The sequence below is a fragment of the candidate division KSB1 bacterium genome (assembly GCA_034506395.1).
Taxonomy (GTDB): Bacteria; Zhuqueibacterota; Zhuqueibacteria; order Thermofontimicrobiales; family Thermofontimicrobiaceae; genus Thermofontimicrobium.
Genome location: JAPDPQ010000001.1, coordinates 185,267 through 210,925 on the forward strand (window position 1 = coordinate 185,267; position 25,659 = coordinate 210,925).

Consider the following 25,659-nt stretch of genomic DNA (forward strand, 5'->3'; position numbering starts at 1 on the left):
GAAGCTGATATTAATCGGTTATTTCAACTGGATCCCGCAATGCGCACAACGAACCGCTTTAATTGGAATAATCGAAAGACATTCGGGGCATTCTTTAGTGGTCGGTGCGGCTGGTGGCGGTGGCACTTCTTTTCGTTTCAATTTATTCATGCCCTTCACTACCAGGAATATTGCGAAAGCGACAATAATGAAATCAAGCACGGTATTGATAAAAACGCCGTATTTGATCGCGACACCCTCTTTTAGTGTAATCATCAATTCACTAAAATCGACTCCCCCCAAAAGCATGCCTATGGGAGGCATCAACACATCGTTAACAAAAGAACTAACGATTTTGCCGAAAGCAGCGCCGATGATAATACCGACCGCCATATCGACAACATTCCCGCGCATAGCAAATTCTTTGAACTCCTTGAACATCTCATTCCTCCATTGTTTGGTTGATCGATTGATTGATTCATTTGGAAATTAGCATTGACTCTTTGAACTCATGGAATGATTTTAGCGGCTTTTAAAAGATTCCAATGAGATTTCAGTTCTGACAAACATGTTGTTTATAGGGCTAACTCGAACTCCTCCCTGCGAAAGTCTGGCCACAGATCTTAGTAGAAATAAACAATAAGATCGCGAAAGCATGGATTATCAGCTTTGCTGGATGAAAATGCGCTTCGGGATTGGAGCGGCAATTCCTTCTTTATCGAACGCCATTTTCACTTTTTCTTTGGTATCGAAATAGACGTTCCAGTAGTCATCAGTTTTGCACCAGAGTCGAACTTCGAAATTCACCGCACTTTCACTCAGGTCCGAGACCAGAAACTCTGGGGCTGGTTTTTTCAGAATTCTGTTATCACTGGCTGCAATCTTGCTGAAAACCTCCTTCGCCTTCTGGATATCCGCGCTGTGGCTGACACCAAACGAGAGATCGACGCGACGCTGGGCTTCAGCAGTAAAATTAATAATGCTCCCATTGGAAAGCGGACCATTTGGAATAATGACGGTCTTATTGTCTGGGGTTTTCAAGATCGTGTTAAAAATTTGGATTTCATGTACTGTCCCAGCATGACCTTGGGCGTTGATGAAGTCGCCCACCTTGAACGGTTTGAACAATAAAATCAGCACGCCCCCAGCGAAATTGGCCAGGCTTCCCTGCAATGCTAAACCCACCGCCAAGCCAGCAGCACCCAAGATCGCGACAAACGAAGTGGTGGCAATCCCTACCATCGAAGCGACGCTGATCAACAACAGCGCTTTCAGCAGTACACTCACGAAACTGGTCAAAAATTTCTGCAACGAGCTATCGGTGCCAGATCGGTCCATCAGGTTTTTGAGCGCTCGAACCACAATCTTGATTATCCATAAACCGATAATCAGAACGACAATCGCCAGCAGTAGCTTCGGCACATAGCCCATGATGAGATTAATCGCATTATCCGCATAGGCTTCAAATTTTCCCATAACATTGCCCTCCTAATAACTGGAATTTGTATTGAACGGTTAAAGAATCGCTCCTGTTTTTGGTATGCTTCATCCAACGTTTCGAGATGGCCTTCGCTATCTCAATTTTGAACCGCTATTTTTGGGTGAAAATGAATCATTCATTAGTTTTGATTGACATCGAAAGATCCGCGATCAAAACGGCCTGCGCATCTGCCGAGACTCACGGGGATTGACTTTATTGAATACGGTCTGGATATTTTCCCCGAGGATGTTTCTAATATCTTGATCGCCGTAGCCTTTTCGATGTAAGGCAATAGTCAAATTCAACATCTGGTCCAAATTTTCAATATCCAATGCACATTTTGGGCAAGGATATAGGCCGATCAGAGCCAATTCTGGTTTCGAACTTGGCAAACGATAGGGCATCGATACTGGGCCAGCCAGTGGCGCTTGGATCGGCAGCCCGCTCAACCTGGATTTTAATTTCTCGATCTGATCCACGAGTTCATCAATTTGATTCGGGCAAAACGCTAAAGCGATAAGTCCTCCATTATTTGCCACTCGCTGAATCAAGCTGTCTGATAAAGTCGCAACTTCTCGAACACCAGCGATTACAATCGGCTGTTTCGAAAGCTCCAGAGCCTGAACCAGGACAGATTCTGGAAGGTCTTTCATGAGGATTAATATTTTTTGATCATTCAAGGTTTTGATCGCCTTTTTCCCCTCGCTGGTGAGGCCTTCCGATTCGGTCATCCACCGACCATCGATCCCGTCAAACATAAAGAATTTAGCACCTAGTTTCCCCGCGATGCGCAAATTGACTGGATCACCATTAACGCTTGCCACCCCGTGAAGCCCGATTACAGAATTGGTTTTATCGCGCCTGGTTCTGAACATTCGCTCCATTCCCCCCATCATGCGCGAAATATCTGATTCCTCTTGGCTGGCCGCATCCACCGATCGCAGCGTTTCTGCCAATCGGCACGATGGCGCCTGCAAGGAATCCAATGAGACTGTCACAAATTGCACATCGATCCATTCGTTTTGCAGCGAATCCAAAATCGACAATCCGGGTTGATATGGAATTGGGTGAATATTGTAGATGTTTGCCGATTTATGAATGTAACGCGGCAATCGGTTCTCTACGATGAGATTACCATCCGCATTAGCAACAAGTAATGCTACATCATAGACGAACTGCGCGACCTTTCCCAGGAGCTCGGCACTGAGCTTCTCCACATCGTCACCAGGCTGATGATAATCGGTATGGGCGTTCCATGGAGAAGTCATTAAGGCAAAGGCAGGAATCCCACGGGTGATGAATGGTGTGTGATCACTGCCTCCTGGCCCACCACGGCTCGGCTCCAAAAAATCTAATGTCTCCTGGGGCAAGTTCTCTTTGATCATTGTCCAGATCTCTGGCGCATAGTAGATACCAGGAAACCCCAGCTTGCTCCCTTGTCCCACCATATCCAAATTAAGGTTCAATACCGTTTTTTCGATCGGGATTATTGGGTGGGTTGCATAGTAACTGGAACCAAGCAGGCCGCGCTCTTCTCCTCCCCAGCAGGCAAAGAGAATGCTTCGTTTCGGCCGAACTTTATTGGCCATCATAGCGCGAGCCACCTCCATCACCACCGAAGCTCCGCTGGCGTTATCCTCCGCACCATTATAGACCTGACCATATTGCACCCCAACATGATCCAGATGGCCTCCAATAATGATTCCTTCATCGCCCAGCACTGGATCAATCCCTTTAATCATCCCCAAAACATTCTTGCCAGTACGATTGGGATCGTAATCCACTTTCACCGATAAGGTTGCCTTTTTTCCAGTGGGATAGGAAATGGGTCGGAGCTCTTTATTCAGCTTATCAAATTGTTCGCGCAGTCTGCGAGCAAAACCCTGATTGGTCTCGTCTTTGGCCCTGAGCAATGATTTGACCACCCGTTCATCCACACCGAATGCGAGAAAATTGGGCCGATAATTGCCTGGGCGTAAACTCCAAGCACCCAGTCCCCGTTCTTCTGCACCGAAATCCGCGCATAACAACATCCCAACAGCTCCGCGCTGTTGTGCGATTGCAGCCTTGGCACTATCACTGTGGACCCCCTGCCATTTTTTTTCATCATTTTGAGGGCAGCCATGCATCACCAGCACGATCTTGTCTCTCACGTTCAGCCCAGCATACTCATCCAATCCTCGATCCGGGGCACTGATGCCGAAACCGACGAACACGACTTCGGCACTCACCTTGCCGCCGCCAGAGAAACGCAACACACTGAAATCTCGATCTTCAAAATCGAATTCGCGCTTGCCAACCGTCAGCTTTGGAAGCTCGAATTCTGTCTTTAAATAAGAGAAAGGAAATGCCTGAAAATAGCTGCCATTGTCTCCAGCAGCCGCCAGTCCCCAAGCTCTAAACTTTTCAGCGACCCAATTGGCCGCTTTTTCGAACCCTGGAGTACCAGTATCGCGTCCCTCCAAGGCATCACTGGCGAGATAAGCCACGTAAGATTTGGCATTTTCTCCGCTCGGTCGCTGCTGTGCTACAAGTGAGCCAGAGAAAGAAAAAACGAGTGTCAGAATAATTAAAAACCGATTCAAATAATGTCTTTTTATGTTCATTCTATTCCTCCAAAATCTCGACGAATGAAATTAAAATTGATCAGCAATTTCAAACTAACGATAACTTTTGTGGTCGATTGGTCGGCGTTTAAACTTCTTTTTCTCCCATTTGATGTCAGTTAGCTTCTATGATCATTGCTAGTGGTCGGTTGAAGCAATTTGTCTCTTTAACAGATCAAACATTAGGATTGCCGCTTGTCGGGCGGCTTGATCTCTGATTTCCTGGCGAGAACCCTTAAAATGATATTGCTCGATCAAAATCTGATCGTTCCAAGAAACCCCGATGAACACCGTCCCGATTGGTTTTTCTGGCGTCCCACCCGTGGGTCCAGCAATACCACTTACAGCGATCGCGCAGTCAGCGCCGGTTTGCCTGACAATCCCGTCAAGCAATTCAGCAACCGTATTGTGACTTACTGCGCCATGCTGATCCAGCGTCTGCTGCTTTACCCCCAGCCATTTCATCTTCATTTCATTGCTATAACAAACTACTCCACCAATGAATACCTCTGAAGCGCCAGCGATATCGGTTAATAGCTTCGCAATCAGTCCCCCTGTGCAAGACTCGGCCGTGGCGATCGTTAGGCTTCGTTCTTTCAGTGCGGTGATAAGTTTGATGTATTCATCCATGTTTTGATTCGACCTAATTGACTTTTTGAATTGCCTGAATATATGACATCTTCGTTAAAAAATCAAGCTTATAAATTAAAAAAATGAATAAATCCTCATTTCTAAGTTTGAAAGAAAATTTAGAAGTGTCAGCGAAGCATTTGGCTGAAAATAATATTTCATCCACCAAAATGAGAGCTATGCATTAGGTGCATAACCCACCGTTCCTCGACCGACATGTTCAATTTCAAAGGCAGATTTTGGGATTAATTGTATCCATATAAACGGTGAGCTAATGTGACAGGCTATTCCGCTGCGCAAAAAAGACTTGAATTCATTGCAAAAATTCATTATCTTGGGCTCAAAAAATGACGGAGATTCTGATGAACAGGGAATTCAAATTTTCTTATCTAATTGCTATCATCGGTATCTTGATGGTTGCTATTATGGCGTTATACGTGCTGGTAATTCATCGGGAGCCAAGCTTAACTGAGCGTCTCGCCCGAGCAGAACGGGAGCACTTTGCCGAATTTCCTGGCATTCCCACATTTGTTGTGGGGATAGATACTACCCACGCTGATAGTCTTTTAATTAAGTTCTATCGCGCGCGCGATTTTCAGCCTGCCTGGATCGATGATAGAGGATTGAAGGACATTGCGGATAGTTTATTAGAAGCAATTCGAGGGGCTGCGGATGATGGACTTAATCCTAAAGAATATCATGTTGGGACGATCGATTCATTATTGACGCAATTTCAATTCCGTTTGAAGTCCAGAGCCCCAGTTGAGGTTGAAGGGCTGTTCAATCTGGAGATTTTATTGACGGACGCATTTTTGCTTTATGCGAATCATTTGCTGTCTGGACGGTTGAATCCAGAGACCATCGATCGAGAGTGGTTGACCTCCCGGCCTGAAGCCGATGTGGTGGCGATCCTAAATGACGCGTTGAAAGCGGGACGAATCCGACAGAAGCTGCTGAGTCTGATGCCTCAGATTCCCTGCTATGCTCAAATGCGTAAGGAGATGGTGCGCTATCGATCTCTGGCGCTCCAAGGGGGCTGGCCCATGGTGCCCCCAGGACCCTCCTTAAAAAAAGGGGATCGGGGAATGCGCGTGGCAGCATTGAGCGCACGACTCATCGCTTCAGGGGATTTAAAGCAGCGTCCCATGGCCTCGATCTCGGTCTTCGACGACACTTTGGAACAAGCAGTTAAAGATTTTCAACAGCGCTATGGGTTGGTGCCGCATGGAACTGTTGATCCAAGGACCATCGCAGCGTTGAATGTGCCAGCGCTGGAATACTTCCGCAAGATCGTGGTAAATTTGGAGCGCTGGCGTTGGTTACCAAGGGAACTGGGAAATCGGTACATCATGGTTAACATTGCTGCTTTTGCACTGGAGGTGGTAGAAAATGGCATTACTGTGATCCGCATGCCAGTGGTGGTGGGCAAAGACTATCGTCGAACCCCAGTATTCAGCTCAAAAATGACTTATCTGGTGCTCAATCCTTATTGGAACGTCCCAGAGACAATCGCCACGGAGGATATTTTAAAAGAGGCAAAGCGCGATCCGAGCTATTTGGTCAAGAGGAATATTGTGGTATTGAAGGGCTGGAACGATGAGACCCCGATTGATCCATTTCAGGTGAATTGGGCTGCCATCACCAAACAAAATTTGCCCTATCGGTTCCGACAAGCGCCCGGTCCACTCAATGCCCTGGGGCGAATCAAGTTCATGTTCCCAAATAAATACGACGTGTACATCCATGATACCCCCAGCCGGGCAGATTTTCAGCGTCCTGAGCGCGCGCTCAGCTCCGGTTGCATTCGGGTGCAAGATCCGATTGAATTGGCTGCATATGTGCTTCGCGGCAATCCGAATTGGACAAAAGAGCAGATCATAGCTGGACTGGAAAAGCTCACCAACTACACCATCACCCTGCCAGAACCGATCCCAGTGCATATCTTTTACTGTACTGCATGGATCGATGCCCAGGGACGCGTTCAGTTTCGGGAAGACATTTATGACAGGGATAAATTGGTACTGGAAGCCTTGCGCGCTGAGCAGATCCTAATGGATTGAGAGGCATATCGAGCTTGGGGATTATAAATATGCATATTTGACCACGGCTTTTTCTCCAAAAGGATGCCTTTTTTCAGATCCCTTTTAGAGACAAGCTCGTGCAATTTTCATCAAACCGAACACCGGGATCGTGCAATTTTCAAAATAGTTCTGTTGGCCCAAAAATAGAGCAAAAGAACCAGTTCAGAGCCATTGCATCATCCTGGTTTGATCATTAGCGATTGGGGTCGATCCAGCGCTCCCAATCAGGGTCGCTCAGCTCGCCGCGCGCTGTGGAATGAACCAACTCCAAATTGCCAAATCCCTGCTTATCAACAAACACAAATATGACTCCTCCCTGGATTGAAAAATATTTCCAGATGTGGTGCTCTTTATGCTCCATATTGAGTGGGAAGCGCTCGATCTCGTCTGGAACGCCGTAAAGCAATAACACCCGACCGCGATCGCTTTTATACCCTTTTTTAAATCCTGAGAACTCCTTATTGGCCGTGTTCACCAACTTTAAATAGTCATCGCGGAATTCGTTTTGGGGTGTCTCTGGTGATTTGTCGCGTTTGCGCCAAAACTCAATCAAAAATGCCTGTTTGCCTTGAGCATCTAGGGTCTTGTAAATTTCTTTCTCCTCTCGAGTAGCGATATAGCTTGCCGCGTCAAATTCTTCATCCAATGTTTGCGTGGACATGCCTTTATAGATTCGTTCCATCGCTGCCTGGAATTTCTCTTCAGCTCGATGTTTCGCTACGCTGTCGCTCACTGCCAAGTCGCCCTCTCGATAGATAAAGAACTTTTTTCGTTTGGCGATCGCTGCTCCTGTAGACAGATCTTTGGCTTCGAGCTCAAAGAAATATGTGCCGGACTGAAACGAGATAATATTCATCCCGCTCACTTCAACTGCAGATTCCCCAGGTTTTTTCTTCAGCCGGGCTGGAAATTCGCGCACAACCTGTCCATCGCCATCAATGATCCGATATTGAACGGAATAATTCGACGTATCATTACCGCTCCACTCAGCAAGATTATAAATCTCAGTGTAAAACATGAGCATTGGCAGTCCAGTCCCATAAAATTGATCAGGATTGGGAATGACCTGATAGCCATTTTTATAAAACAAATTTCGCTCAGTGTTGGGTCGAATTTGCGTGGCCAATTCAATATCACTGAGATTCAGCGTGCCGGTATCGAACGATTCGATGGTGAGCGGGAGTTGTTTCTCCCGCTGGAGCTGGGAATTCTCATCCCGCAACCGGACCTTTAGCTGATAGTTTCCGGGTTTGATAGCAAAATACCCCAGACCAAACAGCTTTTGGTTCGATGTGAGTTCGGCCAAACTATCAATACGCGTGATACTCTGCCACGTATCGGACGCCAGCAACGAATCCCGTTGCCAGATCTCAGCCTGAAATGAAAATTCAGCTTTCCATGTCTTCCCATCTGGAACGAACTTGAGATGATCCCGATAAATCGAGTAATAAAGCTCCAATAGCACAAAATTGTCCTGCGCTCGAAATCGGCCGAAATCAAATCCGAAATTGAACCGTTCCAAGCTCAACGTTGAATCTGCCAGCGATTGACAATATGTTAGATTGCCAGCTACCAATGTGGCTATTGCAATGATCAATCCTATGATTGCCAACCTAATATAACTCATTTTTTCCCTCCAAAAATTTCATCAGAAACTTTTGCAACTTAAACGAAAACCAAACAGGTCATCATCATCGCTGCAGATAAAGGATTGGCTGAAATTTCAGTCAATTTCCAATAAGCTTTGTCCATCTACCAAGCCGACAGCTAATTAACCTGGTATCTCTGAAAATATGTTTAGCAGTAATTGTCTTATTCTAGTTTGACTGATACAATCTTAGAAACCCCACTCTCCTCCATCGTGATGCCATAGAGGCAATCTGCCGATTTCATGGTGAGCTTATTATGCGTGACGATAATAAATTGAGTAGTACTGGCAAATTGCCGAATCGCATGGATGAATCGTTTCACATTATTGTCATCCAATGGCGCATCTACCTCATCCAAGATGCAGATTGGACTGGGTTTGACCAGGTAGATCCCGAAGAGTAGCGAGATAGCGGTCAGTGCTTTCTCACCAGTAGAGAGCAAGCTGAGAGATTCCATGCGCTTGCTTTTGGGATTGGCTTTGATTTCGATTTCTGCTTCTAAAGGATCCTCATTTGGAGCGATCACCAGATCGGCATCTCCCTCCGGGAAAAACTGTCTAAACACCTTGATGAAATTGGCGCGAATCTCTTGAAACACTGTATTGAATTTTTGTTGCGCGGTTTCATTGATATGCGATATAGTCTCTTTTAAATTTTGCTCAGCCGCAATCAGATCTTCATGTTGCTTTTGCAAAAAATCAAGCCGAGCTTTCTCTTCTTCATATTCTTTCAACGAAAGGAGGTTCACTGGGCCAAGACTTTTGATTTTCTCACGCAGCGCATTAACTTGCGCCTCATCTACTGTGACGTCATAGCTGGGATCAATCGGTTGTCGTTTCAGCTCGACATCGTATTCCTCTATCATCCGATGATATAGATTGTCAGCATTAATCCGCAGTTCCGATTTTCTTAATTCGATCTGATGCAATTGTTCCGCTACTGACTCCCGTTCCTTGCGAAGCTGGCTGATGGCCCGGCTTTTCTCATCGACATTGTCTCGCAGGGAACGATAGCGCCCTTCCAGCTCAGTCACCCGAGCCTCTTGTGCTTCTTTTTCGACGTAATTCTGGGTCACCAATTCGCTAAGCTCCTCAATCCGACCCTCTAGTTGCGCCCTCTGTTCATCAGCGCTGACCAGCTCTTGTTCAAGACGCCGAATGGTCCTTTCATAATCCTCGATCGATCGCTGCGCTTGGTCAGATTCGCGCCGCAGGTTTCGCTCGTTGCCCAATAGTTCCACTACGGTCAAATTCAATCGATTAACTTTTGTCGACTGCTGATTGCGCAATTCCAAAATCTGATCCAGCTCCTGACGATGATCTTGAAATTGACGATTCATTTCTGTGTAAGCATTCTGGTGCATCACCACTGCTTGAGCTAATTTTTGATGCTGTTGCTCTTTTTGTTCTAACTCAGCATCGATTTGAATTTGCTGGGTTCGACACACCTCACGACGCTCGTTCATCTGACTAATTTGATATTGCACCTGCGAACGTTTTAATTCGGTATCAGAAAGCTGCTGTGCAATCTGTTTGATTTGGTGCACCAATTCGCTCTTGCGCTGCTGCAACCCCATCCGCTGTGCCTCATCCGCTCGCAATTTTCTTTCAAGCGACTCAAGCCTTTGATGCAATTCATCGATCTGCTGCTGAAGCTTTCGGACTTGATCGTGACGACCCACAATACTTTCCGATTCCGATTGTTTCTGTCCCCCCTTGATCCCACCCCAGTTGAAAATCAATTCGCCAGATAATGTGACGAAATGGATATCACGTGAATTTTCCGATTGACTCAGGCGCTGGGCAGCGGAGCGATCTGTGACAACCAAATAGCGACCAATCATCAACTGGATCGCTGGCCGGAACTGAGCCGGACAGCTCACCAGATCCGCAGCCCAACCAAGCACATCAGGATCTGATGGAGCTGGTTTGAAAGTGCTGCTTCCAACCACACGCTTCAGCGGAACAAAAGTCACGATCCCCTGGTGATGCTCACTTAGTTCGTCGATGCCAAGGTATGCCGCTTCCTCATCAGCGACCAACAAGCAGGCAGCGCGATCTCCTAATGCCGATTCAATCGCTTTTCGATAGCTATCTTCCACACCAATCGCCTCAGCCAATGTGGTATAAAATCCATGCGACGGTCCCAACCGATCCATCAAAAATTTGATCCCTGGGGGATAATCCGCGTAACTTTCCAACAGCTCCTGGATAAATGTGAGCCGCTGCTGCTGGCGCTCAATCTCGGTGTTCACTTTCCGCATGGCATCTTTCGTTTGATCAATCTGCTGCTGCAATTGCTCAAATTCTAATTCCAATTGCGCTTGTGTTTCCACCAACTCATCCGAATTGGTCCTGAGTCGCTCCTCTTGCTCGGAGAGCTGTTTTTGTTGTTGTTCCAACGCCCCGATTCGGCTCACCAATTGCTCTTGTTCGGTGACCAAACTGGCCCTTTGTGCTTTTAAGTGGTCCAGTTGCGAGGTCATCCGTTCAAGTGATCGTTGCTGCTCCGCAAGCGATTGCATCTGTTGCAGCAATTCCCGCTCAGACTGCTGGGTTTTTATCCTTCGTTCCGAGATCTGATCATCCAGCAGCTTGAGGGCTTGCTGCGCTTGTTCGAACTCCAGCCGGGCTTGCTCCAACCCTGTTGCCAATTCAGCAAGCTGATGTTCAATATCAATTCGCTGGTTTTGGTGATTGGCAATCCGAGTTTTGAGCGTTTCGATTTCACCAGCGATCCTGGTCTTATTATCGGTGAGGGATTTTATACGCTCACGACTCAGTAAAATTTCTTCTTCTCGTTTGCGGATTGTGTCGAGGATCTGGTTCAAGCTGACTTGAGCCTGCCGAAGCTGCTCCTCCAATTGAAGCAAATCAGACTGAAAGGCCTCGACTTCAGCTTCCTTGAAAGAAATCTGCGATGTCAAACTCTCGCGATGGCGGGTGAGTGATTCATAATTTTGATTCAGTGGGGCAAGTTCTTCAGAGATCCGATTAAAATGAAAGCTGGCCACCCGAATTTCGGTCTCTTTCAATTCTTGAGCCAGTTCCTGATAACGTTGTGCTCGTCGCACCTGCCGATGGAGCGAATTGACTTTGCTCTGAACTTCGGTGATAATATCTGCAAGTCGCACTAGATCTTGTTCAGTTGCATCCAGCTTGCGCAGCGTGAGTTTGCGCCGTTGCTTATACTTGGAGATTCCAACCGCCTCTTCAAAGATGCGTCGGCGATCCTCGGGCTTGCCATTCAAGATGGATTCCACCATACTCAATTCGATTACCGAATACGCATCCGGTGTTAGCCCAGTGTCCATCAACAGGTCGGTAATATCTTTCAAGCGGCAAGGATTGTTATTAATGAGATATTGGCTTTCACCAGAACGGAATAATCGTCGGGTGATCATCACTTCAGAATATTCTACCGGCAGGATTTTCTGGGTATTATGAATCACTATTGAGACCTCGGCCATACCTAACGGCTTGAGATTTTTCGAGCCGTTGAAAATCACATTCTCCATTCGATCGCTTCGCAGCGTACCAGCCCGCTGCTCCCCTAACACCCAGCGAATCGCATCAACCACATTGCTTTTGCCGCAACCATTTGGTCCTACAACCCCAGTGATGCCCGGCATAAATTCAAACACCGCTTTTCTTGCGAACGATTTAAAACCGAAAATATTTAGCCGTTGAATATACACAACAACCTCACCGCGAAAAATCGATTAAAATTCATATCATTTCTTTAGGAGATCTCAATAATCAAACCACCAATTTTAACATAATAATTAATAAAAGTCAAGTTTTTTTTCGCCAGGTCGATCCGATAAACCCTCAGCTCATTTGCCCGCGCCCTGCAAAGCTTAGATCACCATCGTTAATCCTCAGCTAACTAAATCAAATTTGGCTTCTTCAGAATTAGATTCAATCAATGAAATAATGCTTGATTTTGTGCTACGATTTTGTTATTTTCTTGCCGCTTAATTGATATCATAACTTTTAGGACGATCGAAGTGAACCATCGACAGTCAGCTCGATTTTGGACGATTCCCAATCTCCTCTCTATTTTTCGTATCTTGCTTGTCTTCCCCATTGCTTATTTTGTCTGGAAAGATCATTTGCGACCAGTGATCATCTTGGCGTTAGTTTCAATCGCCAGTGATTACTTGGATGGTATTATTGCACGGCGTTACCATCAGATTTCTGAATGGGGCAAATTATTGGATCCTTTAGCAGACAAGCTGGCGATCGCCGTCATTTTGATCGTGCTCTATTTCAAACAAAATGTTCCGCTCTGGCTCGTGGGGATTGTCATTGGTCGTGACGTCGCCATTGCAATATTGGGCCTCTTTTTGGCTAGCAAATTTAAATATGTCGCTGCCTCGAATATGACGGGGAAGGTTACAGCTAACGTGCTCGCACTCATGGTCGTCAGCTATATTTTCAATCTGGAGCTTTTTGAAAAAATTTTGACCATTGCTGCGATCATCATGATTTTCATTTCCAGCTATTCCTATCTCAAATATTTTATCACCATGCTAAAACAAGCGCCAGGGAGTAATTCCGTCAGTTCGTAACAATTTCCCAGAATTGACATCATGCCATATCGGTGAGCAATAATTGAAAAGTAATCGGCTGCATTGAAAAATTGCAGCCGAGCAAGCATTGTATTTTCGATCACGCAATCCATTTTCGGATGACTATTAATGGATTTGGTTGATAATGGAAGGGAGTTTCTTCTAACGGGTCAACTGATTTGGGTGGCCCCAGAAAAGATATATCCTGCGCTTCTTACGCTCTTGATATATATGGGGTGTGATGGGTCAGGTTCAAAATATTTCCTGAGCCGCGCAACAAAATTATCCACGGTGCGGGTCTCGAGATCAGGGCTCAGCCCCCAGACATTTTTCAGGAGTTCATGGCGCGACACAATTTTCCCCTGATGATCGATGAGATATCTGAGCACCATGGCCTCTCGCTTCGTCAGCCGAATTTCGCGATCGCCAGCACGACAAGAAAGATCATTAAAATTGACCTGATTATCCCCAAAGCGAACAACTGGTTGTTCAGATATGATCTGCCGATACCACTTTTTTCTGCGGAGCATCCGTTTCACCCGGAGAAGCAGCTCTTTTAAGTGGAACGGCTTGGTCAAATAATCGTCAGCGCCGAGCTCTAATCCGCGAACGATATCGTCTGCAGAGTTTCTGGCAGTAAGCATTAAAATTGGGATCTGGGGCGATTTGGCACGAATTTGACTGGCTACTTCAAATCCATCGTCATGATAGGCAAGCATAATGTCAAGAATAATTAAATCATATTCATTCTCATTAAACAGCTTTAGCGCCGCTGCCCCATCACGCGCAATCGTAACGTCGTATCCTTCCTCGGTTAAATTGTATTCAAGGCCGACTGCCATCGATTGCTCGTCTTCGACCAGCAAGATCTTGCTTCGAGGTGCAAGCTCTGGCTCACAATTGTCATGTCGCTTGTTCAATCCGTTTCTTCCTCTTAATCGTCTCTTTTAATAAACGATTGATATAGCGTTTATGGCTCTGCTTATAAATCGGCAATTCCAGTTGGATGAGTGTCCCTAACCCATTTTCGGGGCTCAACGCCTTCACTCGCCCTCCATGGTATTTGACGATCTCTCGTGTGATATAAAGTCCTAATCCAGTGCCGCTGATGTTCGGTTGCTGCTTTCTTGTTACGCGATAGAACTTTCCGAAAACTCGTTTCCGCTCGCTGGCAGGGATGCCAGTCCCTTGATCGATGAACTCGATTCGGAAATATTTATCGGTCCGGGAGCTTTTTATTTGCAGCACGAAGTTCCCCGCAGCATATTTTACCGCATTATCAACCAAGTTGTTGAAAACCAATTTGAGTGAATTCTTATCGATCACACAGCGACAACGAGGCGGGGTATTAAATGAAATTCGGCTGGTTATCTCCTCGGGATACCTCGCAATTACTTCATTGATGAGCTTAGGGATCAGCTTCGCCGTGTTGTATACCTTAAATTCGAACGCCAGGCGCTTCTGATCAATGCTAATGGCACCTAAAATCCCATCGATAACCCCCTGCAACCGATAGACATCTCGCATCATCAATTGGGTGAATTCATGAAGCTTTTGCGGAGGGACAGCTCGCGCCTGGATCGTTTCAAGACAGAGTTGAATCGAGGCTAACGGCGATTTTAATTCGTGGGTGATCGTCGTAATAAATTGATCTTGAACTCGATTCATCATGAGTTGTCGATTCAGATAAATGTAGATGAAATAGAACCCAGCTTGCAGCAGCACCAAAAGAATGCACCCGAAAATCAGCACCAAAACATGATAGCTCCCGGGTCGGAGTGCTGGCGATAACTGATCACCAACATTTTTGATAATAATATGGTTCGAAATATAGAAATAAATCCACAACGCCGCCAAACTTAGCCAGACAAACTGAACCGCGATTAACACCACCACTGGACGAATAAGTCGTGGGATTTTCTTTTTCATTATACTCATAACCTATATCTTAATGGCTTGTATCGCAATACCTTCATCATCTAATCCATTTTGAATTTCGAAATATTACTTTTCGAGTGCTGATAATTCGGACTCGATTCTTCACTTTTGTCTGCCAAACGAGAGATCCCTTGCGCCAATCACCCTGTTCATGAAAAAGCAAAACCTCAACACTTGCTTTACTGAATGTTTGAGTTGTTTAGCGAGCTCTTTGCCCAGAAAAATATTTCAATCCATAATTCGTTGAAATTTGAATTTAATCTTTGCTCAATTTATAAAAAAAATCTTTTTGACACAAGAAGAAAATTTGATCTTTTTCTCAATGCTTTCCTGCCGTCTTCCCAAAATTGTCACGCGAAAACTTCTCTGTTTTTTATGCGACATTAAAAATCCAGATCGCTGTAACTTCAGCATCCCGAAATCGACTTCATCAATGGATCAAAACCTAGAAATGGGAAATTCAGAAGTAATAAGGCAAATGGATTGACAAAGGATAAAATTAATCCATCTGTTGCAATGTGGCACAACTTGTTTCTTAGTTGTACACCCGATTTCAAAATGGTAGTTGCATAGACTCAAACTATCCTTGTGTTGCACTTATCAATGTCATTCATTTGGACCTTAGAAAGATGCACTTTATCGTGGCATGTTTTTTGTTGATGCTCAATTAAAATTTATAATCTTTATGCATGGTTGTCTTTTTGGCATCATGCTCGTTTCGCATTTCAACTAACCGTTTCTAGGGAAGATTCTCTTGGACGATTCATGCAGAATTTATCACCACATGAAGAATTTGATCGTTCGCTGCAGTATTCGCTCCGAAGCAACGAAATGATAGCAAATCTACGGTTCCCTAAAGAATTCAAACGAAGCTGGCTCAGCCGATATGATCCCCGATTCGTTGCAATTCTGCTGGGGACTTTCGTATTTCAGGCAAGTTTGCTTTGGTTTCTGGTTTCCTGGGTTGAAAGACATCCTCAAGGATTAGATTCCCGGACAATCCAGCAGCGCTACGCTCATCTGCTATTAGAACAAAGCGGAGAGAGCGATTTCTTTGCCAAATTTTCCAAAAAGCAAGAGACCTATTTTTATGCTTTTTCTGAAAGAAATGATCGTTCGTTTGCCGAAATCGCAACCTCAGCCGAGATAATGAGGTCTGGCGGTAAACAAGCTGGGTTTCGCGAGGGATCGAATCGAGGGATCTCATCTGTACCCGGTGGCAGGACACTGAGAGCCTCAGAAGCATGGGGCAATGGAGCATTCAGCGGATCTGGAAGCAATGAACCATCACCAGGCGTTGCAGCAATGGGCATTTTAGCCTATCTTACAAATGATCCCCAAGGCACTGGCAAAGAAATCAGGGACGTTCTCAGCTATCAAGCTGCTGGAAACGGGAGCGTAGATGGCACATTGTTAGCCTCAGGCTACGGTATTTATGGTCGTGGTGGCGAATTAGCGGCTGGCTCTGGAGCTTCTGCTGGCAAGACCAGCGGCTTCAAAGGGATTAAGACTGTGGTTCCTGAAGAAGATATCGAGGCCTCATTGACACCTTTAGACAGAGCAAGCTTAAAAACGATTGCAAAAAATACTGAATTGGAGGCATCCCAAGAAGCGCTGTTAGCTCAAAAAGCCCATAAAGCCGTTGCCCGAAAACCAGATCAGGTGACTCGTGTGGTAATGGAACATAATCGCGCCATCCAAGATTGTTATAAGCAGGCACTTAAACATCAACCTGATCTCAAGGGCAAGGTCGTCGTTCGGTTTTTTGTCGCTCCCGATGGAAAAGTTACAAATGTTGAGCTCATTAGCAGCACGGTGGATTATGAACCGATGATCCATTGTATCTTGAACCGAATCCGACATTGGAATGATTTTGGCGAATGCGATATATCCTTAGGCACGGTGGGTTACCGACAGACTTATGTATTTGGGTATTAAGCTTTCTATAATGCATCATCCTACCACTATGGGAGAGATTTTTCCCATGATCATAAGAACCCCGCAATGCAACTAGCTTGTCTGCTATGAATCAAAAACCGTCTTAATTCTTCGATCCAATTCAATCGACTGAGGCGTCACCAAAGCCCGATAGGCGATGACTTCAACCCCGTTCAAATATGCCTCATGTAAATGAGCGCTGTAAACTGGGTCAATATGGCTGGCTGGGCCGAAATAATTTCCATCGTATCTTTGGATGAGGAACAAAATGACAGCTCGATGCCCTTGCTGTTTCAACGCCATTAGTTCCATAAGATGTTTGCTGCCCCGCGCTGTTACCGCATCAGGGAATAGGGCCACACCGTTTTCCACCAAAGTCACATTTTTGATTTCGACGAAGCATCGTTGATCGCCATTCTGCAAGAGTAGGTCCAGACGACTGTGGGCTCCAATTTTTGGTTCCCGAATGACCTCGCGATACCCGATAAATTCAGGCATTTTTTTCTGGAGGATGGCTTCTTGCACCAAACGATTCGGGATTTGGGTGTTGATGCCGACCCAAATCGAGCGAACTTTTATCATTTCCCAAGTATATGGATGTTTTCGGTTGGGATTTTCGTGGTAGGATAATCTGACTTCACTCCCAGGTGTATTGCATGACAACATGCTGCCAGAGTTCGGGCAGTGTGCGGTCACGATCGAACCATTGCTTAATTCGATATCCGCTAAAAATCGCTGATATCGGCGCACCAGTCGACCTGGCATCAATGGCTGGTTGAATCTCATAAGTCTTTTTTAGCCCTAAAAGCATTGAACCAAGCGATTTCGTTGAGCTCATGGCGTTTTTGCGGCCGGGTCGGCTGGCGATCAGGGTACCCCATACTGATTAGGGAAACGATCTTGTAGGACCGCGGAATATTAAAAAATTTTCTGATCTTTTTGCCATTGAACCAGCCGATCCAGCACGTCCCCAATCCCAGTTCCTGAGCTTGCAGGACCAAATGCTCTCCTGCAATCCCGATGTCTAACAAATAGAAATTAACGCCTTGAATTTGACTGCCGATCCGATTGGCTAAAATGTCCAATTTCGCCAGAATAATGATGATGACTGGAGCTTTGGCGGCAAAACGGGTTGGAGTATAGATTCCCGAAAATGCCACACTGGAAAATTTGCGAATGATACCTGGATCGTCCAGTACCAAGAAACGCCATGGCTGGACATTCTCAGCCGATGGTGCCAGTCGGGCAGCCTCGAGGCATTGCAAAATCTTCTCTCGCTCGACTGGACGCTGTTGATAACTCCGAATACTGCGGCGTGCTTTGATCAATTGTAGGAGGCAGCTTGAATTCATCATTGAATAAGTGCTTGCTTCGCAATGATAAAAAAGGAGATTTTATGATCATAAAATCTCCTCCAATGATTTTCAAACGAGTCGATAATACTTTCAAAGCTGATCAGCAATCGTATGGTCTTCTAACTATATCTCCATAATCTCCTGCTCTTTGACCTTGAGGATCTCATCGACCTTCTTGATATAATTATCTGTCATTTCCTGGATTTTATCCTGAGCGCGATGGGAATCGTCCTCAGAAATATCCCCGTCTTTCTCTCCCTTTTTGAGGGATTCATTGGCATCTCGCCGGGCATTGCGGATCGAAACCTTAATCTCCTCACCTAATTTTTTCGTTTGCTTCACCAGATTGAGCCTTCGCTCCTCAGTGAGCGGCGGGATAGGCAGCCGAATAATATGACCATCGCTCATAGGCGTGAGTCCAAGGTCAGATTTCTGAATCGCTTTTTCGATTTCATTGATCATGCTCTTATCCCACGGCTGCACGGTGATCAATCGAATTTCCGGCACAGAGATATTCGCTACCTGTTTCAATGGGACCACGGAGCCGTAATAGTTGACCTTAATGCCATCCAGAATTGCAGGAGAAGCTTTACCAGTTCGAATCTTATTCAATTCATATCGAAGATTTTCGATGGCCTTTTTCATTCGCTCTTCGGCTTGATTTTGAATTTCTTTAACCATTTTGCTCCTCGCAAACTATAGTTCCGATGGAATCGCCCAAAATTAATCTTTTCAGATTCTCTTTGACAGTCAAATTAAATACGATTATGGGCAGATGATTTTCCATGCATAATGTCACCGCGGTAGTATCCATGACCTTCAATCGTTTCTTGACCACATCGAGATAGCTGAGTTGATCAAACTTTTTCGCATTGGGATTGATTTTCGGATCGTCATCATAGACGCCATCGACTTTCGTGCCCTTAATGATGGCATCTGCCTCGATTTCGATTGCACGTAACGCAGCGGCAGTGTCCGTGGTGAAATACGGATTGCCGGTTCCGCCGGCAAAAATCACCATCCGTCCCTTTTCCAAATGGCGGATCGCTCGCCGACGGATGAATGGCTCTGCTAATTGTTCCATTTTGATTGCCGTCAATACTCGCGTTTGGACACCATACCGTTCCAGGTAATCCTGAAGTGCCAGAGCATTGATGACTGTGGCAAGCATTCCCATGTAATCGGCAGTAACACGATCCATTCCTCGCGCGCTGGCCGAAAGCCCACGAAAAATATTCCCGCCACCGATGACCACCCCAATTTCTACCCCAAGATCTTTCACCTCTTTTAATTCAATCGCAATTTCATTTACGACTTGCGGGTCAATCCCAAGTCCCTGCTTGCCCATCAGGGCTTCGCCACTTAATTTGAGAAGAACGCGTTTGTATTTTGGCTCTGGCATTGCTTCCTTTCAATTACAGTGCCCCTAGTTGGAATCGAGCAAACCGCTTGATCTTAATATCACTCCCAATTTTACCCATCAGCTCTTTCATTAATGCTTGAACGGTTATGTTGGGATCTTTAATGAAACTTTGTTCCAGCAAACAGACTTCTTGATAAAATTTTTCCATCTTTCCCTGAGCGATCTTTTCCGCAATATGCTCTGGTTTCTTCTGTTCCATGACCTGGGATTTATAAATGTTCATCTCTCGCTGCACAATTTCAGGCGCCAGGTCATTGCGGTGTACAACCAAAGGATTGCTTGCGGCAATTTGCATCGCGACATCATGCACAAAGGTGCGGAATTCACTCTGCCGCATCACATCACTACTATTGCAACTGATTTCAACCAGCACTCCCAACTTGCTGCCAGGGTGGATGTAGCTATCGATCATCCCATCTGTTGTTTCATAACATTCGAACCGCTTAATTGAGATATTTTCTCCGATCTTGCCGATCAGGGTCTTTTGCACTTCCTCGACCGTTTTTCCCGGATCATCTAAAAACTTTTGCTGCAACAAACTGGCAGTGTCCTTCGGTTTTTTGGTCCCAATATGCAGCGCAAGCTGGTTGACAAAATTTTTGAAATCATCAGTTTTTGCTACGAAATCAGTTTCACAATTGACCTCCAACAAAACGCCAAGCCGATGATCTGGTTGGACAAAGCTGGCAATCAACCCATCTTTGGTCTCTCGACTGACCTTTTTTTCCGCCTTAGCGATGCCTTTTTTTCGTAATATTTCAATTGCTTTTTCCACATCGCCATTGCTCTCGGCTAACGCCCGCTTACAATCCATTATTCCAGCACCAGTTGTCTCGCGGAGGCGCTTCACATCATCTGCTGTTATTGACATCCTATGCTCCTATTCAACTATTCAACTTCTTCAAGCTCTACCGTCTTTTTTTCTTCGATCAATTCCTCTTCAACCTGCTCATACACTTGGCCTTGTCGCGCTTCAATAATGGTATCCGCGATGGCACGGGTAATGATATTGATCGATTTGAATGCATCATCGTTCCCCGGAATTGGAAAGTCAATTAGATCTGGGTCTGAATTCGTATCGACTAATCCAATGATCGGGATATTCAGTCGGTGCGCTTCCTGAACCGCAATCGCTTCTTTTTTGACATCGACAATATACACGGCGCCGGGCAATTTGTTCATCTCTTTAATTCCGCCAAGCACCTTCTCCAATTTTTCTTTTTCACGTTCAATCCGCAACACTTCTTTTTTGGTCAACCGCTCATAACTGCCATCTGTGGCCATTTTTTCGAGGTTCTTCAGGCGCTTGATGCTCTTTTTCACGGTTACAAAGTTCGTCAAAGTACCACCTAACCAACGCTCGTTCACATAAAACTGGCCGCAGCGCTCCGCCTCGATCCGAATAATATCCTTGGCTTGCTTTTTCGTTCCGACGAACAGCACGCGCTCGCCCGAGCGAACAATATTCGCGACTTCAGCGCAAGCACGTTCCAACATGGCAAGCGTCTTTTTAATATCGATAATGTAGATATCGTTTTTTTCCATGAAGATAAATTTCTTCATCTTCGGGTTCCAGCGTCTCGTTAAATGGCCAAAATGAGTTCCAGCCATCAAAAGGTCTTGCAAAGTTACATTCATGAATGATCTCCTTGTGATTTGGGTTAAGCCGCCACAATTGCCGATTCACAGCCGCAAATAGAACTATGCTACATCAAAGGCGTTTAGCCTTGACCAATGCAGCGAACAGATTCGGCTGAAAACCAGTCAGAACCATTTCTGGCACCCCTGACGATAGGCAACTGTGTGTGTTGTTATGAAGCAATAAATTATCGTTTTGAAAATTGGAAACGTTTTCTGGCTCCAGCCATACCATATTTTTTTCGCTCGACCTCGCGGGGGTCTCTCGTTAAAAACCCATTGGCGCGAAGGATCGGCCGCAAATCTTCATTGTACCTCAGCAGGGCTCGCGAAATGCCCAACCGGAGGGCACCCGCTTGACCAGAAAGTCCACCACCGTAAACATCGGCAACAATATCGAATTTGCCCAGCGTTTCGGTTTGCACCAGGGGTTGTTCGATGATCATTTTTAACGTTTCCCGTTTAAAATAATCGAGCAGCGACTTGTTATTGACCAATATTGTTCCAGTCCCTGGTTTAATTCGCACGCGGGCGATGGAGCGCTTTCTGCGACCGGTTGCCTGATACTCTAATTCTTTCATACTATTCCTCAAAATGATCTTTTAAAGGTTCCTCATAAAGTTAGCATCCGCTAAAAAACCAACTTTTCAGGTTGTTGGGCGACATGGGGATGGTTTTCCCCAACATAAATGCGCACCTTCGTAAACATTTTTCGGCCTAAGCGATTCTTTGGCAACATCCCTCGGATAGCATGCTCGAGAACGCGTTCTGGCCGAGTCGCCATTAGGCTCTCGAAGGACGTTTCTCGCAGCCCACCTGGATACCCAGTATAGTGCCGATAGCGCTTTAAATGCACTTTCTTACCAGTTAAACGGATCTTGTCCGCGTTGATGATAATCACATGGTCCCCAACATCCATGTGCGGCGCAAACATTGGCTTATGCTTGCCTCTCAAAATTCGGGCAACTTGACTGGCCAGTCGCCCCAGAACTTGATTCTTGGCATCGACCAAAAACCAGCGGCGTTCGATATCCCGCTCACTTGGTGAATACGTTTTCAATTTCGTTTCTCCTAACTTAACTTGTTTGATTGCGTCTGATCAATTGCACACAACAGCTCATTTTAAAAGTCCAAAAGATAAGCAAATTTAACCTAATAAGCAAGAAATTTTTCATGGAAATTTCATTTTAATTCCTCGACAACTTGATCGTATTCCATCATCCGACCATTTTTCGCGATAATCTCTTGTAACGTTCGCTCTGAATCCTCTGGACTTACCCCTTTTATGGCATCGATTAATATATTAACCTTGAAACCATGTTGGAGTGCGTCCAAAGCTGTGGTACGCACGCAGTAATCCGTAGCGATTCCAGCAATATACAATTTTTTGATTTTGCGTTCCTTCAAAAGCTCAATGAAAAAGCGCTGCTGAGCGTCCTGAGCATCAAACACCGAATAACCATCCAGTGATGGATCCGTACCTTTGGATAATATGATTGCTGAACTCGGCACGTGAAAATCAGGATGAAAGGCTGCACCAGGGGTGTTTTGAACGCAATGCACTGGCCATGGGCCCCCGAATTCCTTAAAATGCTTTGTCTCAGCCGGATGCCAATCTCGCGAAACAAATATGGGAAGTTGATGCTGCAAAAAAAGCTTAACATATTCATTGATCTTCGGAACAATTTTATCGCCATCAGCCACGGCCAGAGCACCACCTGGGCAAAAGTCGACTTGGAGATCGACCACAACCAATGCTTTATCTGTCTTCATGGCTAACACCTCAATATTTCAGAGCTGAATCCTTTCGCTAAACAGAAACGATCTTTCGCATCCTTTATGCCCTGAATTTCAACCGACATTCAATACCAAATCGAACCTGTTCAGCCGAAGAATTCCGTTTGACATAATTGCCAATTTGAGCTTTATTACCGCATAAACCATCGTACTCAAACAAATCTCTTTCAACTTTAGAAAAAAAGCTTAGAATAATAGTGAAAATAAATGAAAAAAGCAATTACAATTTTTTCTGGTTTAAAGCCTATTTGATGCAAAAGTTCCGGAGTTAGATGAGGTTGTTCCCTATTGAAAGATTAATCTCGGATTAACGCATCATACGCTGAGCCTTTCAGCAGAGGGAGAAACTTGTGAACTGCCGCATGGAACGGGAAATGGCTTATTTCGCTCAAGCAGACCCAGCGATATTGAGCTGGCCCATTGAGCAAGATATTATCGGATTGTGCCTGACAATCGAATACATCCAGAATGATTTTAAAATGGGTATAGGCATGATGCACTTGAGTGATGAAACGATCGATTGTTACGTCGAGGTTGGTTTTCTCTTTTATCGTTCGAAGGCAGCCTTGCTCAGGCGATTCTCCAGGATTCAGCCGCCCGCCGGGAAATTCCCACAATCCACCCAACAATCCTTCCGATTGGCGCTGGGTGATCAAGATTCGTCCATTATAATGAATCACTCCAACTGCAATCCGATAAGTCGGCGTTGTTCTCATGCCTACCGATCGGGGATAACTATCTTGCTGGTTAGTCTGGGAGGCGAGGCAGAATGATTGGACGGGACATTGGGAACACCGAGGAGACTCTGGCCGACATATCATAGCACCTAATTCCATCATCGCTTGATTAAAATCGCCGGGCTGTTCATTATCCAGAAGCGCATTCATCCGTGCCTGAAATAACCTGGCATGGGCAGATTGATTCACTGGTTGGTCCATTAAAAACAATCGGGCTAACACGCGTTTTACATTTCCATCAACGACGGCATACCGGGCATTGAACGCCTGGCTTAATACGGCTGCTGTGATATAATTTCCAGCACCAGGAAGGCTTTTGAATTCCTTATATTCGCTGGGAATTTTGCCGTCAAATTTTTCTATGACGATTTGGGCAGCACGATGGAGGTTTCTTGCCCGTGCATAATATCCCAAGCCCTCCCAAGCCTTCAATACTTGATGAAACGAGGCATTCGCTAAGGCGAAGATATCGGGAAATTGCACCAAAAAGCGGTCATAATATTGCAACACTTTCTTCACCTGGGTTTGTTGAAGCATCACTTCGGCAACCCAGATTTTATACGGATCTTTTGTCTCTCGCCAGGGAAGCAGCCGACGATACCTGCCAAACCATTCTAAAAGTTTGGACTGAAATTGTACGATTTGATCTGCGGTCATAACTAATTTTTCTTTTGAAATGACTATTGAGATTAAATTAATGGATTGACTTCTGAATACCGAAGTCGCTACCAAATCCTTAGGTTAGTACTCATAAATTTAAAAATGGAAAAATGATGATCGCTATCTAATTTTCTCAAATTGGTCGTCTGAAAAATAATCGGTTGTCACATGGAATAAATATTGAATTGCTGGAACTGAGGAAATGGCTGGAGAGGATGCTAAGGGAACAGCTTCTGCTTTAGTTGTTTTTTTAACATTTCTCTTGCCCGAAAGATACGCGCCTTAACTGTGCCCAGAGGGATATTGAGAATTTGGCTGATTTCTTCGTAGGATTTTTCTTCAGTATGTCGCAAGATAATCGAAACCCGATATTTCTCGGGCAAATTCTGAATAGCCTGTTCGATCAGCCGCGTCTTCTCTTTCGATAGCAGGGTATTTTCTGGCTGATAAGTTACATCTGGAAGCTCGCGCCGAATTTCCCCGTCTTTGGCATCAATGGGCTTATCCAGAGAGAAGGTCTTTAGGCGCTTCTTCCGAAGGTGATCGATACAATTATTGATGGCGATCTTAAACAGCCATGTGGAAAAAGCATACTCGTCGTTAAATGTTGAAAGAGCGCCGAACGCTTTGATAAACGCTTCCTGAACCAGATCCTCGGCTTCCATTTTATTATGGACCATTCTAAACAGCACATTGTACAGTGGCGCGCGATACCGTTTCAAAATTTCGCGATATCCCTGCTGATCCCCTGCCAGAGCCCTTCGAATGAGTTCAATGTCAGGTATTTCATCGATCATGCACCAACAGCATCCTCATTCATCAAAACATTCTTCAAGCTCATAAAAACATTAAAATCGCGTGCCATGTCAGTTTTAGCGTGCCACAAATTACGTGAAAAATTTTAAACTGTCAAGGAGAAAATTGTTGAATCTAAAAAAAAATAATGCTACTTTTATGCGCGTTTGTGATAATACAACATGCGCTCTTTCGAACGAATATGGATCGGAGCAACTTCGAGCTCTCGTCAAAAATTCATTTTTAAATTGGCAAGAACTTGATTCAACTTTTATCACAACTGGTAGCCAATTAAGCTTTCACTTTCAATATTATCCTGATCTTTGATCTTTTGACTTAAATTTTGAACTTGACTTCAGAAATTGAAGGCCCTAATAACC

The 25,659-nt window shown here is 45.2% G+C and carries 22 protein-coding genes; 3 read left to right on the forward strand and 19 right to left on the reverse strand.

All coding sequences use genetic code 11. The annotated features are described in order from the left end of the window. Positions 1–18 precede the first annotated feature (18 nt). The 4 genes from mscL to ONB37_00760 form a co-directional block, all read right to left on the reverse strand. On the reverse strand, positions 19–420 hold the full coding sequence (gene mscL / locus ONB37_00745) for a large-conductance mechanosensitive channel protein MscL (protein MDZ7398667.1): 402 nt from the start codon (positions 418–420) through the stop codon (positions 19–21). Positions 421–642: 222 nt separating this feature from the next. Then, on the reverse strand, positions 643–1,455 hold the full coding sequence (locus ONB37_00750; protein MDZ7398668.1) for a mechanosensitive ion channel: 813 nt from the start codon (positions 1,453–1,455) through the stop codon (positions 643–645). A 174-nt stretch (positions 1,456–1,629) separates the two neighbouring features. Then, positions 1,630–4,065 (reverse strand): M28 family peptidase, encoded by a 2,436-nt coding sequence (locus ONB37_00755; protein MDZ7398669.1) that lies wholly within the window; start codon positions 4,063–4,065, stop codon positions 1,630–1,632. Between the two features lie 138 nt (positions 4,066–4,203). Beyond that, a complete protein-coding gene (locus ONB37_00760) occupies positions 4,204–4,695 on the reverse strand; it encodes a CinA family protein (GenBank protein MDZ7398670.1) in 492 nt (163 codons plus the stop codon). 362 nt (positions 4,696–5,057) lie between these two features. Between ONB37_00760 and ONB37_00765 the strand changes: the two genes are divergently transcribed. Continuing rightward, positions 5,058–6,755 carry a L,D-transpeptidase family protein gene (locus tag ONB37_00765; protein MDZ7398671.1) on the forward strand — a complete coding sequence of 566 codons (1,698 nt, stop codon included), beginning with the start codon at positions 5,058–5,060 and terminating at the stop codon, positions 6,753–6,755. 214 nt (positions 6,756–6,969) lie between these two features. On the opposite strand, the gene ONB37_00770 is transcribed toward ONB37_00765, so the two are convergent. Both ONB37_00770 and smc read right to left on the reverse strand, forming a co-directional pair. Continuing rightward, positions 6,970–8,403, reverse strand: a complete 1,434-nt coding sequence (locus ONB37_00770) for a GWxTD domain-containing protein (GenBank protein ID MDZ7398672.1) — start codon at positions 8,401–8,403, stop codon at positions 6,970–6,972. A gap of 185 nt (positions 8,404–8,588) precedes the next feature. Further along, a complete protein-coding gene (smc, locus tag ONB37_00775) occupies positions 8,589–12,122 on the reverse strand; it encodes a chromosome segregation protein SMC (GenBank protein MDZ7398673.1) in 3,534 nt (1,177 codons plus the stop codon). 312 nt (positions 12,123–12,434) lie between these two features. Between smc and ONB37_00780 the strand changes: the two genes are divergently transcribed. Then, complete coding sequence (locus ONB37_00780) at positions 12,435–12,998, forward strand: CDP-alcohol phosphatidyltransferase family protein (GenBank protein MDZ7398674.1); 564 nt, start codon at positions 12,435–12,437, stop codon at positions 12,996–12,998. Between the two features lie 170 nt (positions 12,999–13,168). Here ONB37_00780 and ONB37_00785 read toward each other — a convergent pair whose 3' ends face one another. Together ONB37_00785 and ONB37_00790 are read right to left on the reverse strand one after the other, a co-directional pair. Further along, positions 13,169–13,918 (reverse strand): response regulator transcription factor, encoded by a 750-nt coding sequence (locus ONB37_00785; GenBank protein MDZ7398675.1) that lies wholly within the window; start codon positions 13,916–13,918, stop codon positions 13,169–13,171. Then, a complete protein-coding gene (locus tag ONB37_00790; GenBank protein MDZ7398676.1) occupies positions 13,902–14,927 on the reverse strand; it encodes a HAMP domain-containing histidine kinase in 1,026 nt (341 codons plus the stop codon). The genes ONB37_00785 and ONB37_00790 overlap by 17 nt, the downstream gene beginning before the upstream one ends. An 840-nt stretch (positions 14,928–15,767) precedes the next feature. Between ONB37_00790 and ONB37_00795 the strand changes: the two genes are divergently transcribed. Continuing rightward, a complete protein-coding gene (locus ONB37_00795; protein ID MDZ7398677.1) occupies positions 15,768–16,874 on the forward strand; it encodes an AgmX/PglI C-terminal domain-containing protein in 1,107 nt (368 codons plus the stop codon). An 84-nt stretch (positions 16,875–16,958) separates the two neighbouring features. On the opposite strand, the gene sfsA is transcribed toward ONB37_00795, so the two are convergent. The 11 genes from sfsA to ONB37_00850 form a co-directional block, all read right to left on the reverse strand. Further along, on the reverse strand, positions 16,959–17,660 hold the full coding sequence (sfsA, locus tag ONB37_00800) for a DNA/RNA nuclease SfsA (GenBank protein MDZ7398678.1): 702 nt from the start codon (positions 17,658–17,660) through the stop codon (positions 16,959–16,961). Further along, entirely contained in the window at positions 17,657–18,229 is a 573-nt protein-coding gene (locus ONB37_00805; protein MDZ7398679.1) for a nitroreductase family protein, read from the reverse strand. The genes sfsA and ONB37_00805 overlap by 4 nt, the downstream gene beginning before the upstream one ends. Positions 18,230–18,352: 123 nt before the next feature. Then, the gene (gene frr, locus ONB37_00810) at positions 18,353–18,910 is read right to left on the reverse strand and encodes a ribosome recycling factor (GenBank protein ID MDZ7398680.1); all 558 of its coding nucleotides are present in this window, start codon (positions 18,908–18,910) and stop codon (positions 18,353–18,355) included. Next, positions 18,903–19,631 carry a UMP kinase gene (gene pyrH, locus ONB37_00815; GenBank protein MDZ7398681.1) on the reverse strand — a complete coding sequence of 243 codons (729 nt, stop codon included), beginning with the start codon at positions 19,629–19,631 and terminating at the stop codon, positions 18,903–18,905. Before pyrH ends, frr begins: the two co-directional genes overlap by 8 nt. 13 nt (positions 19,632–19,644) lie before the next feature. Then, positions 19,645–20,523: a translation elongation factor Ts gene (tsf, locus tag ONB37_00820; protein MDZ7398682.1), complete on the reverse strand. Its 879-nt coding sequence runs from the start codon at positions 20,521–20,523 to the stop codon at positions 19,645–19,647. Positions 20,524–20,540: 17 nt separating this feature from the next. Then, positions 20,541–21,290 (reverse strand): 30S ribosomal protein S2, encoded by a 750-nt coding sequence (gene rpsB, locus ONB37_00825; protein MDZ7398683.1) that lies wholly within the window; start codon positions 21,288–21,290, stop codon positions 20,541–20,543. Between the two features lie 188 nt (positions 21,291–21,478). After that, positions 21,479–21,871: a 30S ribosomal protein S9 gene (gene rpsI, locus ONB37_00830; protein MDZ7398684.1), complete on the reverse strand. Its 393-nt coding sequence runs from the start codon at positions 21,869–21,871 to the stop codon at positions 21,479–21,481. A 50-nt stretch (positions 21,872–21,921) separates the two neighbouring features. Next, entirely contained in the window at positions 21,922–22,350 is a 429-nt protein-coding gene (gene rplM / locus ONB37_00835) for a 50S ribosomal protein L13 (GenBank protein ID MDZ7398685.1), read from the reverse strand. A gap of 122 nt (positions 22,351–22,472) precedes the next feature. Continuing rightward, complete coding sequence (locus ONB37_00840; protein ID MDZ7398686.1) at positions 22,473–23,063, reverse strand: nicotinamidase; 591 nt, start codon at positions 23,061–23,063, stop codon at positions 22,473–22,475. Between the two features lie 320 nt (positions 23,064–23,383). Further along, positions 23,384–24,481 carry an A/G-specific adenine glycosylase gene (gene mutY / locus ONB37_00845; GenBank protein ID MDZ7398687.1) on the reverse strand — a complete coding sequence of 366 codons (1,098 nt, stop codon included), beginning with the start codon at positions 24,479–24,481 and terminating at the stop codon, positions 23,384–23,386. A 221-nt stretch (positions 24,482–24,702) separates the two neighbouring features. After that, a complete protein-coding gene (locus tag ONB37_00850; protein MDZ7398688.1) occupies positions 24,703–25,281 on the reverse strand; it encodes a sigma-70 family RNA polymerase sigma factor in 579 nt (192 codons plus the stop codon). Positions 25,282–25,659 lie beyond the last annotated feature (378 nt).

Coding starts and splice junctions, on each gene's coding strand:
- mscL (MDZ7398667.1), bottom strand. CDS start 420: ATGTTCAAGGAGTTCAAAGAATTTGCTATGCGCGGGAATGTTGTCGAT.
- ONB37_00750 (MDZ7398668.1), bottom strand. CDS start 1,455: ATGGGAAAATTTGAAGCCTATGCGGATAATGCGATTAATCTCATCATG.
- ONB37_00755 (MDZ7398669.1), bottom strand. CDS start 4,065: ATGAACATAAAAAGACATTATTTGAATCGGTTTTTAATTATTCTGACA.
- ONB37_00760 (MDZ7398670.1), bottom strand. CDS start 4,695: ATGGATGAATACATCAAACTTATCACCGCACTGAAAGAACGAAGCCTA.
- ONB37_00765 (MDZ7398671.1), top strand. CDS start 5,058: ATGAACAGGGAATTCAAATTTTCTTATCTAATTGCTATCATCGGTATC.
- ONB37_00770 (MDZ7398672.1), bottom strand. CDS start 8,403: ATGAGTTATATTAGGTTGGCAATCATAGGATTGATCATTGCAATAGCC.
- ONB37_00790 (MDZ7398676.1), bottom strand. CDS start 14,927: ATGAAAAAGAAAATCCCACGACTTATTCGTCCAGTGGTGGTGTTAATC.
- ONB37_00795 (MDZ7398677.1), top strand. CDS start 15,768: ATGATAGCAAATCTACGGTTCCCTAAAGAATTCAAACGAAGCTGGCTC.
- sfsA (MDZ7398678.1), bottom strand. CDS start 17,660: ATGAGATTCAACCAGCCATTGATGCCAGGTCGACTGGTGCGCCGATAT.
- ONB37_00805 (MDZ7398679.1), bottom strand. CDS start 18,229: ATGATGAATTCAAGCTGCCTCCTACAATTGATCAAAGCACGCCGCAGT.
- frr (MDZ7398680.1), bottom strand. CDS start 18,910: ATGGTTAAAGAAATTCAAAATCAAGCCGAAGAGCGAATGAAAAAGGCC.
- pyrH (MDZ7398681.1), bottom strand. CDS start 19,631: ATGCCAGAGCCAAAATACAAACGCGTTCTTCTCAAATTAAGTGGCGAA.
- tsf (MDZ7398682.1), bottom strand. CDS start 20,523: ATGTCAATAACAGCAGATGATGTGAAGCGCCTCCGCGAGACAACTGGT.
- rpsB (MDZ7398683.1), bottom strand. CDS start 21,290: ATGAATGTAACTTTGCAAGACCTTTTGATGGCTGGAACTCATTTTGGC.
- rpsI (MDZ7398684.1), bottom strand. CDS start 21,871: ATGAAAGAATTAGAGTATCAGGCAACCGGTCGCAGAAAGCGCTCCATC.
- ONB37_00840 (MDZ7398686.1), bottom strand. CDS start 23,063: ATGAAGACAGATAAAGCATTGGTTGTGGTCGATCTCCAAGTCGACTTT.
- mutY (MDZ7398687.1), bottom strand. CDS start 24,481: ATGACCGCAGATCAAATCGTACAATTTCAGTCCAAACTTTTAGAATGG.
- ONB37_00850 (MDZ7398688.1), bottom strand. CDS start 25,281: ATGATCGATGAAATACCTGACATTGAACTCATTCGAAGGGCTCTGGCA.